This window comes from Muricoccus harenae, assembly GCF_009848505.1.
GTDB lineage: Bacteria > Pseudomonadota > Alphaproteobacteria > Acetobacterales > Acetobacteraceae > Roseomonas > Roseomonas harenae.
In genome coordinates this window covers 1-10,043 of sequence record NZ_WWDL01000064.1, presented here as the reverse complement: position 1 = coordinate 10,043, position 10,043 = coordinate 1, and the positions used below count along the sequence as shown (strand labels likewise).

Genomic DNA, 10,043 nt, shown 5'->3' with positions numbered 1-10,043 from the left:
ACTGCACGACGGCTTCCAGCAGCGGCAGCATCGGCTGCAGCTGGGAGAGCTTCTTCTCGTGGATCAGGATGTACGGGTTCTCGAGCTCGGCAATCATCTTCTCCGCATTCGTGATGAAATACGGGGAAAGGTAACCACGATCGAACTGCATCCCATCGACGACCTCGAGCTCGGTCTCGATGCTCTTGGCCTCCTCGATGGTGATAACACCCTCGTTGCCGACCTTCTCCATCGCCTGGGCGATCATCGCGCCGATTTCGGTCTCGCCATTGGCAGAGATGGTGCCAACCTGTGCGGTTTCAGCCTGGGTGGAGATCTTCTTCGTGCGCAGCGCCAGCTCACTAACAACGGCTGAGACGGCAAGGTCCACACCACGCTTCAGGTCCATGGGGTTCATTCCGGCGGCCACGGCCTTGACACCTTCACGCACGATGGCCTGCGCCAGCACAATGGCCGTGGTGGTTCCGTCGCCGGCGATGTCGTTCGTCTTGGAGGCCACTTCGCGCAGCATCTGCGCGCCCATGTTCTCGAACTTGTCGGCGAGCTCGATCTCCTTGGCGACGCTGACGCCGTCCTTGGTGATCCGCGGTGCCCCGAAGCTCTTGTCGAGCACCACATTGCGGCCCTTCGGGCCCAGCGTGATCTTCACGGCATCGGAGAGAATGTCGACGCCGCGCAGCATCCGTTTGCGCGCATCTTCGCCGAAGCGAACGTCTTTGGCTGTCATTGGAGGCGTGTTCCTATCCGAATGCGGAGGGATGGCGTGTCGCAGCTGGGAATCAGGCGACCTTCCGGGTGACGGCCGGAGCACCCTCGATCACTCCCATCAGATCTGCTTCCTTCATGATCAGGAGATCCTCGCCGTCTAGCTTGACCTCGCTGCCGGACCACTTGCCAAACAGCACGCGATCCCCGGCCTTCACCACAAGGGCGACCACTTCGCCACGCTCATCGCGCGCACCGTCGCCCACCGCGACGATCTCGCCTTCCTGAGGCTTCTCCTGGACAGTGTCCGGAATGATGATGCCCCTTGAGGTTTTGGTCTCAGCGTCAATGCGGCGGACGACAACCCGGTCATGCAGGGGACGGAATTTCATAAAAGCGGAGCTTTCTAGGGGCCAGCACAGGGCTGGTCTGCTTGCCCACTGAGCGAGGGCCGGCCGTTGGAACGACACTTGGCACTCTGCACGGGGGAGTGCCGAGGACGTGGGGCGCGGGGGAAGTACTTACAAGGGATCCCAGCCCAAGCCTGCCCGAACCAGCAAGGAGTTTCCTTATGCTGGATCTCCAGGATTTTGGAGCGTCCTGTTTCGACGACGTCACCCACGAGGCGGGTGGCCTCCGCCAGGATCTAGTCGAGGCCCTTGGATCGCAGGGCGAACTCACCGAAGTCAGCGAGCACCTGCTGTCACTGCATCATCTTCGTATGAACAGCCATCACGGATCCCGTTCACTGGTAACCTCACCTTTGCGGCGGGGGAGCGATCCCTCGGAGCCGGTGAGACACCGCGCAGGACCGGAGCAACGCTGAATTGCCGGACTTTTAAGGTTAAATTCCGCGAGGCCTACCGGAGGGGCTATCACAAGCTGGCCCGTCGGTAGCCATTCAGGATGCTCAGCATGGCTTCCGCGCCCGGATCGCGGCTCTACCGGTGGACCGGCAGGATCGGGTCGGCGAAGGGGTACGGGGGCAGCAAGCCTGCGCCCGTGCGGTCGCCGCCTCGACCGAGCCCTGCCGAGCGACGGTCAAGGTGGCACGGGAGGGGAGTGCCGCCGCGCTGCTGTGCTTCGCTCTGTCTGGCGCGCCAGACAAGTCAATGTCGCTGTCATGGAGCAGGAAATCGCCGCGGATCGAGACGTGCCCCGGAAGGAGCCATTCCGGCGGCACGTCAGCTGCTCGCGAACGAAGGTGAGACCGGAGTAAGCGATGCTTCGCTGGCCGGCCACCCCATGTAGGCCAGTCTATCGCATCGGCCAAGCGTACATGAGACCCCCGCGCGTCCACAGATCGTTCGCGCCGCGCGCGAGACCTATTTGGGTATTGGGCCCGATGGTACGGTCGTACAATTCGCCGTAGTTCCCCACTGCTCGGACCGCGTCATATAGCCAGCTCGGCTGCAGTTTGATGGCCTGCCCGAGGTCCGGGACCGCGCCCAGCAGACGTCGGACTGCCGGGTTGGAACTGCTGGCGCGCATCTGCTCGGCATTAGTGCTAGTCACGCCTAGCTCTTCCGCCTCGATCAGCCCGTTGAGCACCCAGCGGATAACGTCGAACCACTCCTGGTCGTCGCGACGTACCACCGGACCGTAGGGCTCCTTCGAGAACCGTGCTTCCAGAATCACGTACTCGTTGGGCCGGCTGAACTGGCTTCGCAGGGCCGCCAATTGGGTGGCGTCGGTCCCGATCGCGTCGCACCGCCCTGCCTGCAGCGCCTGGGCATTGTCCTGCATACGTTCCTGCAGCACCGGCGTGAAGCGGAGATTGGCGGCACGGAAGGCGTCCTGCGTGACTAGCTCATTGGTGGTGCCGGGAGACAGGCAGATCGTCATGCCGTCCATTCCTCGGATGTCCGTGACATTGGTATCGCGGCGCACCATGAAGCCGTGGCCATCGTAGAGGTTTGCGGCAACCATGCGGAGACCAAGATTGGTGTCACGAACCATCGTCAACGTTGTCTGGCGGATGAGGACGTCGATCTCACCGGACTGCAAGGCGGTAAACCGCTGTACGGCCGTGAGCGGAACGAACCGCACCTTGTTTGGGTCCCCCAGCACCGCAGCGGAGACGGCGCGGCAGAGATCCGTGTCCATTCCGCGCCAGACGCCCTGGCTGTCCGGAAGCGAGAACCCCGCCACGCCGACATTCACGCCGCAGGCGAGCACGCCGCGTTGCCGCACTCCATCCAGTGTCTGCCCCGCCCTTACGGTGGTGCAGCCCAGCATCAAGGCGGCCGCAACCAGCGTAGGTGTCAGTAAGCCTCTCAGCATGTCATTTTCCTCCCTTTCTTTGATTCGAGCCGAGGGGACGGCCCTTAAGCGTCAGGCCGTCTGACGGAACTGTAGCAGATCTCAGCCAAATCTACGGTGAGGCGGCCACAAGTGGCCTCACCGACAGCCATCCAACCTCAGTATGGCCCCGGCGCCCTGCGCGCGGCTCCGATGGTCATGCCGACACCGCATGGTGGCGCCCTCACTCCGGCGCTGCTGATCTGCAACCCCAGGGAATGTTTGCGCCCAGTTTCTGCCGTTGCTCCAACCTTCTCCAGGAGACCGTTTCTCCGGGGTGGTTGGTATCGCGCTTTTCCGTGTGCATCCGCTACATTTCCGGCGTGCACCTTGATACTTCGAAGGTGGAGCGAGCGCCTTTTTCTCTCTCCAGAGACACTTTCGTCGCCGAGGCTTGGGACTTGGGTGATTTGGTCTGCAAGTCTTGATTCGTTGCAATCGCACGACCTTCGCTAGCCAGCATCGCCCGGAGTTGGTGTTTCCTTTCCCCGGGCGGTCGAACTCTTCTCCCCCTCCTGCGCTTAACTCCGGAGCCCAGGTGGTTCCGATCGTAAGTGGTGCCCTGACCGTGGAAACTGCCCCGCCACGCCATTCCCCTCCATCCCCTCTTCGGTAAGGACGCATGACGGCCAGCAACCTGCTCCCTGATCTTTACATCCTCGCGCTCACCGGCTTCGGAATTCTTATCGCCCTCGTCGCTTGGCTGCCCCTGGTCCTCAAGCGCCTGCCGCTCTCCCTGCCGATCGTCTGCATCGCGCTTGGTGCTGCACTCTTCTCCCTTCCGCAGGTCACGATCCGTCCACTTCCCCTCGATCACCCGGAGATCACCGAGCGCTTCACCGAGTTCGTGGTGATCATCGCGCTGATGGGGGCGGGCCTGAAGCTCGACCGCATCTTCGACTGGCGACGGTGGGCCGTGACATGGCGCCTGCTCGGCGTGACCATGCCGCTCGGAATCGCCGCCATCGCCCTACTGGTGGGATGGGGGCTGGGGCTTCCCTGGGTCATTGCCCTCCTGCTCGCGGCCAGCCTCGCCCCCACCGATCCCGTTCTGGCCGCAGATGTCCAGGTCGGGCCGCCCAAGACCGGCGAGGAGGACGAGGTACGGTTTGGTCTAACTTCGGAGGCCGGGCTGAATGACGGCCTGGCCTTTCCTTTCGTCCATCTCGCGATCGCCCTGGCTGCGGTCGCCGGCACTAATGAGCCCTGGTTCGCCGAGTGGTTCACTTACCGCGTGCTGTGGGAGATCGGTGCTGGTGTCGGCGCCGGCTGGCTGATCGGTCGCGCCTTTGGATGGCTCACCTTCCATGTCCCGGCCGAAACCAAGCTGGCCAAGACCGGTGACGGGCTGATCGCCCTGTCTGCCACTCTGGTCTCCTACGGGCTGACGGAGATTATCCACTCCTACGGCTTCCTGGCCGTTTTCGCCACGGCAGTCGCCTTCCGCCATGCGCACCGCGAGCATGATTTCCAGATCCAGATGCACGCGATGACCGAACAAATCGAGCGCATTGCCATGATGGTTCTGCTCCTGCTTTTCGGCGGTGCACTGGTGAGCGGCCTGCTCTCGCCCGTGACCTGGGCTGACATCGGGATCGCCACCGTGATCTTGCTGGTCATTCGGCCGGTGACGGGCCTCATCGGTCTGATCGGCTTCCGGGCGGATGGGGGCGAGAAGCTGACCCTGGCCTTCTTCGGTATCCGAGGCGTCGGCTCGTTCTACTACCTGGCTTATGGGCTGAACCACATGGAAGTGGCAGGCGCTGAGCGCCTTTGGGGCCTTGTGGGCCTCATCGTCCTCATGTCGGTCCTGCTGCACGGTCTTACCGTCACCCCGATTATGCGATCCCTTGATCGCCAGCAAGGCCGTGACCCGGATGCGGAAGAAGCGACGCCGCCCCCGGGACTCCAGGGACCGGCAAACTCATGAAGGTTAGGGAGGGCAGCAATGTCCTCTGCCAGACCATCGCTCCAGCGCCAGATCCCCGATGTGAGGGTCAAGTTCGTGGGAGGCCGTCGCCACCTCCCGCAGCTCCCGGCTGGCATGGGACCAGTACAGCACCGTGACCTGGAAACCGTCCGCCACGGCCACCTGCGGCGTTCACCCCTATGTCCGAGTTTGGCCGAAAGCAGCATTTTCGCTATCGGGCCGCTGCTCGGAGGAAGCCGCCGATGAGCAGTCCGCGGCTTCCCGCGCGGGACCCGAGGCATCTCGTTGGCGTCGACCTGGCGACTTTCCTTGTCGCAGCCGTAGAGGAATTCCTGGCGGCAGGTCTGCGGCCGACATCATCCGCCAGGTCGGCAACTACGCCGAGAGCTATGACCGCCGCCTCACGCCGCTTGGGCTGGACCCACTGTTAGGCCGCCCCGGGCCACAAGACCCCGGTCGTACTTCCGCCAGTTCCGGGTCCGGTAGCGGGTCTTGGGACGGCCACCCGGTGCCGATGCCTTGCTCATGCGTTGCCCTCAGGCCGTATTGCGCAACGACGCCGCTCACAAACCATGTCACCCTGCCTAGGCCTCTTCCCCCGTCGCAGAAAAATCCGCCCCGGCTCAGGGCCGTGATCCGCTGTGGCGGCGGGCGGGTCGCGTTAGATACGGTTTCCGTGCGAGAGATGCCGTTGATGCCCCCTTATGTCCCCTTGTGCACCGTGTGCGCGCTGCAGTGCCTATGAGTGTGCCCCGCCTGGAATGGACCGGAGGCACTGTCGCCCATGACGCGGCCTGGCTGTCTGGATCGGGTGCCCTCCCTCCCCGCCGCGTCGAAGCCGTCGATGACACGGTGCGCGCTGACGATGCCTTCCGTCTGGCCTGCGAGGGCGTCGGGCTACTGTGGCGCGGCGACTTCCAGAACGCCCGGCAACTGCTCACCGCGCTGGCGCGTCGCCTGGACAAGCGCGCGGCACGCAGCCGCCTGCCCGACGACATGCCTATGCGTGAGCGCTTCAACCGCTATCGGCTAGGCCAAGCGCATCGCGCGCGCATCCTGGGCATGGTGCTGATCCCGCTCGACGCCGCCCAGGCAATTCCCCTGCGACGCGCCCCGGATGTGCGTGCGGCCTTGCATCACGCGCTCGGCCTGCCCGTGGGCAACGCCGTGGTACCGCTGCGCGAGTTACAGGGAATGGTGGGTGCCTACGAATGGCATCGCAAGGGTGTGCCCGTCGCGGCCCTGGGGGGCGCGACAATTCACCCAGACTTCGGCGTGTTCTCGCCGATCCGCGGTGAATACCTCGACCTGGTCGCGCGCGCGCCATTGCCGGTGGGCGGGCCTGCCTTCGATATTGGCACCGGCACCGGCGTGCTGGCAGCCGTGCTGGCCCGACGCGGTGTACCGACGATCATCGCCTCCGACCTATCGCCGCGCGCCCTGGCCTGTGCACGCGCCAATGTCGAACGGCTGGGCCTGACCGGACAGGTCGCGGTACGAGAGGCCGACCTGTTCCCGCCGGGGCGCGCCGCCCTGGCGGTATGCAATCCGCCCTGGTTGCCGGGCAAGGCGTCCTCGGCACTTGAGCAGGCGGTATATGATTCAGACAGCCGCATGCTGCGCGGCTTCCTGGACGGATTGGTGGGGCACCTGTTGCCGGGCGGAGAAGGCTGGCTGATCCTCTCCGATCTTGCGGAACATCTCGGCCTACGCAGCCGCGGCCAATTGTTGGGCATGATCGAGGCAGCCGGGCTGGCGGTCATCGAGAGGCTCGATACCCGGCCGCGACATGGCAAAACCTTCGACGCCAATGACCCGCTGCATGCCGCACGACTTCAGGAGACAACCTCGCTATGGCGCCTGGGTGCGGCGCGACCCTGAGGACGGCGAGCGCGTCCCTGCGGCGGGATGGGCTGGGCGTGGGTGCGCGAGCGGCGCGGTTGTGCAGGACCGGCTTCATTGCACAATGCGCCCAGGCTCGTATGCACTCGCTGCTGACCAAGTTTACGAACGCTGGTTTCGCAGGTCTTTCTTCGTCGACCGATACACTTTTTGCTGCGCAGCCAGACGACGGCGTCCGACCTCCTGCGCCATCCGGTCTTTCGTCACCCCCAACGCCGCCAGCTCCCGGCTCAGCTTCTGGAAATGCGCCCAGCGGTCAGCATCGAGGAGGCCCTCGTCCAGCGCGCCGCGCACCGCACAGCCCGGTTCGCTGCTGTGCCCACAGTCGCGAAACCGGCAATTCTGGGCCAGCTGTTCAATATCGTCGAAGACCGTGCTGAGACCCTCATCCGCGTCAATCAGGCCCACTTCGCGTATGCCAGGCGTGTCGAGGATCAGCCCTCCACCAGGAAGTAGGACGAGTTGGCGATAGCTGGTGGTGTGACGCCCCCGGGCATCCGCCGCGCGGATATCCTGGGTCGCCATCCGTTCCTCGCCCAGCAGGGCATTCACCAGGGTGGATTTGCCGACGCCTGATGAGCCAATCAGCACACAAGTCTCGCCCGGCGAGATGTGATCCTTCAAGCTGCCCAGGCCAAGACCCTGGCGCGCCGAAACGACGAGCACCGGGCAGCCTGCCGCCAGGGTGGCTATCTCGGCGGCCTGACCCTCGGATTGCTCGCACAGATCGGCCTTGGTCAGCACCACCACCGGCCGCGCACCACTTTGCCAGGCCGCCGCGAGGAAGCGCTCAAGCCGACGTGGATTGAGGTCGGCGTTCATCGAGGTGACGACGAAGACGACGTCGATATTGGCGGCGATGACCTGCAGTGTCTGCACGCTGTCGGCCGCCCGACGCACGAAGGCCGTGCGGCGGGGCAGGACGGCATGGATGGTGGCTGTCCCTTCGCCGGCGTTTGCCGACAGAGCCACCCAGTCACCGGCGGCCGGATGGCCCGCCTCCCGAGCCTCATGGCGCAGGCGGCCGGAGAGTCTGGCGCTCAGGTTGCCGCCATCCGTCACCACCAGATGCGCTTCGCGCTGCTGGATGATGATACGCCCGGGAAGGTAGCCGGCGCGCGCATGCGGTTCGAAGGCCAACCGCAGCGCATCGGACCAGCCATACTGCTCGATCAATGGCGGCACTCTCACATGGGGTGGGCACTCTAGCACCGACCGGACGGCAAACCGACCAATTTGGGCTGTGGCCAGTTGCAAGGCTGTTGGCCCGACACTGCACAGGTAGCGGTGTATTGCGCCGACGATGCCGCGCAGCCATGCCTTGCTAAGGGACTGGCGCCGTCCCGCTGGACAATAGCCCCGTCGGTCGCCTGAGCAGAACCGCTCATGGCGCTACCGGAACAGGTGATAGGCAGCTTTATTCCGCCGGCAGCGTGAAAGCCGCCATTCCGCTGCCGGGACGGAGGTTCCGTCCTCCAGCAGCTGCGAGAGGATGTTCGTACGCCGGGCGATCGGATCGAGGCGGGCGGTCTACCAGCATTACCCCAAGCGGCCGGCACCGGGGCAGCGCCAGAGGATGGCTGGGCCCCGCCCCGCCGCGATCCGCTTGATGTGGCGCCTGGCAAGCGGTCCCCCTGCCTTGTGGCGGACAGGAAACCCCTCCGCCCCGCGGCAGTTCCGGGGCAGAACGGAACGAGGCCCTGGGAGGCTCCCGATGAGCGGCTCGGAAGACGCGTACATGAAGGAGCAGGCAGAGCAGTTGGCCCTTCATCTGCGGCTGACCGACGGGAAGTCCGGCTACGTCGAGGCCTCACCCGACGCATTCCACGTCTATGTCCGGCGAAAGTGGGCAGGGAAGCAGATCACCTTCTGGGACGGGATGCCGGTCGAGTGGCATGAGAACGTCAGCACCTACAAGGCTGCCATGCGCGCGGAGGTGCCGTCCTGCCCAGCATTTCCTGTCCGGCCAGACCGAACTATGGGTGACGCCTTCCTGGCCCAGCGAGTTCCGATGCCCGAGCCCCAAGCCGCAACGATCCCGTCCCCGAAGGGTGCCCCCAACGGTCTTGAACGCCTCCCCCTGGACCGCCTGGATCAGGCCGTACGCGACATGGCCACCAAGATGAAGGAGCTGCGAGCCGCCCTTATGGAGCAGGAGCGACGGGCTGACGTTGCGGAACGGCAAGCCGCGGAGCTTGAGCGGCAACTCGCTATCGCGGAGGCGAAGCTGGCGGTGGAGACGATGCACTCGGCGGGCCTGGCGGCGCAGGCATCCCATATGATGGCCATCGCCATCGAGGCCGACGTGCTCGCCCTGTCGGAACTGCCGGAAGATGGGCACGGCGGCGTGGCACCCAAGAGCCGCCTGACGCAGGTCTACGATGCGGCCTTCGACGCCAAGGGCGCCGAGCTCGGCATTGAGGATCCTGCCCAGTTCCGGGAGGCATAAAGCGGGGAACAGCCCTTTTTGAGCAGGCTGGCTGCCGTGTGGTGGGCCTTGAGGTGGTGGCGTCGATCATCAGGCGCTCCGGCTCGCACGCCCGGCCTGCGAGCGCGGCGAAGATCCCGTTGAGCGCCCCAAGGCAAATCCGTCGCACGAAGCGGTTGTAGAGATCCTTGTGCGGCCTATACCCGGCCGGGACGTCGCGCCAGCGCAATTCATTGCGAATGCGATGGATGATGCCGCTGACCACGCGCTGGTCGACCCGCAGCACCCTATGCGAGAGCGGGAAATACGGCGCAATCCGCCGGATCTGCGCTTTTGTCAGCCAGAGCAGGTCAGCCATGGCAGCACTTCCAGCGGCCATGGAGTCAGCCAATCAGATGAGGCCCTACCCCAAATCAATGGGTCCTGCTCCTAGCATTACAGTTGCGCGTTACGTTTGAGGTGGGCTTGCTGGGCGACAGCTTGATGTGCTCGTCGCCAGAGTGACCATGCGATGACGTGGGCGGGCCGGATTTTGCGTTGGGCCAGGCGGACGGCTATGCGGCGGACTTCCTGGATAGACCAGCGGACGAGTGCCCGTCCTTGCGACTCACGCGGGCTGAGGTTTGCTCGTCTTCGACGTTTGCGTGATTTCGGATCACCGCCATCATGGCGAAAGCCAGCATGACCAGCGACACGTGTCGATGCCAGCCGTGCCAGGAGCGTGTTTCGTTGTGGGTCAGGCCGAGTTCGTTCTTGGCGGTCTCGAAGCTGTCCTCG

7 protein-coding genes and 2 pseudogenes are annotated in these 10,043 nt (G+C 64.7%); 3 read left to right on the top strand and 6 right to left on the bottom strand.

Features of this window, described 5'->3' with window-relative positions; all coding sequences use genetic code 11:
- From groEL to GSE44_RS24480, 3 genes are all read right to left on the bottom strand, one after another.
- On the bottom strand, positions 1-727 hold a 727-nt coding region (gene groEL / locus GSE44_RS24490), incomplete at its 3' end, for a chaperonin GroEL (protein WP_159351449.1).
- 52 nt (positions 728-779) lie between these two features.
- A complete protein-coding gene (locus GSE44_RS24485; protein ID WP_159351448.1) occupies positions 780-1,097 on the bottom strand; it encodes a co-chaperone GroES in 318 nt (105 codons plus the stop codon).
- 865 nt (positions 1,098-1,962) lie between these two features.
- Positions 1,963-2,988: an amino acid ABC transporter substrate-binding protein gene (locus GSE44_RS24480; protein ID WP_159351447.1), complete on the bottom strand. Its 1,026-nt coding sequence runs from the start codon at positions 2,986-2,988 to the stop codon at positions 1,963-1,965.
- A 640-nt stretch (positions 2,989-3,628) separates the two neighbouring features.
- Here GSE44_RS24480 and GSE44_RS24475 point away from each other — a divergent pair.
- Together GSE44_RS24475 and GSE44_RS24470 are read left to right on the top strand one after the other, a co-directional pair.
- Positions 3,629-4,936 carry a cation:proton antiporter gene (locus GSE44_RS24475; RefSeq protein WP_159351446.1) on the top strand — a complete coding sequence of 436 codons (1,308 nt, stop codon included), beginning with the start codon at positions 3,629-3,631 and terminating at the stop codon, positions 4,934-4,936.
- Positions 4,937-5,677: 741 nt separating this feature from the next.
- A complete protein-coding gene (locus tag GSE44_RS24470) occupies positions 5,678-6,817 on the top strand; it encodes a methyltransferase (protein ID WP_159351445.1) in 1,140 nt (379 codons plus the stop codon).
- A gap of 123 nt (positions 6,818-6,940) precedes the next feature.
- On the opposite strand, the gene rsgA is transcribed toward GSE44_RS24470, so the two are convergent.
- Positions 6,941-8,014, bottom strand: coding sequence for a ribosome small subunit-dependent GTPase A (gene rsgA, locus GSE44_RS24465; RefSeq protein ID WP_159351444.1), 1,074 nt, complete (start codon positions 8,012-8,014; stop codon positions 6,941-6,943).
- 538 nt (positions 8,015-8,552) lie between these two features.
- On the opposite strand from rsgA, the gene GSE44_RS24460 reads away from it, so the two are divergent.
- Positions 8,553-9,287, top strand: coding sequence for a hypothetical protein (locus GSE44_RS24460; RefSeq protein ID WP_159351443.1), 735 nt, complete (start codon positions 8,553-8,555; stop codon positions 9,285-9,287).
- 151 nt (positions 9,288-9,438) lie between these two features.
- On the opposite strand, the pseudogene GSE44_RS26635 reads toward GSE44_RS24460, so the two are convergent.
- A pseudogene (locus GSE44_RS26635) lies at positions 9,439-9,624 on the bottom strand (IS5/IS1182 family transposase); the annotation flags it as partial.
- 196 nt (positions 9,625-9,820) lie between these two features.
- Positions 9,821-10,043 (bottom strand): annotated as a pseudogene (locus GSE44_RS24455) (IS701 family transposase); the annotation flags it as partial.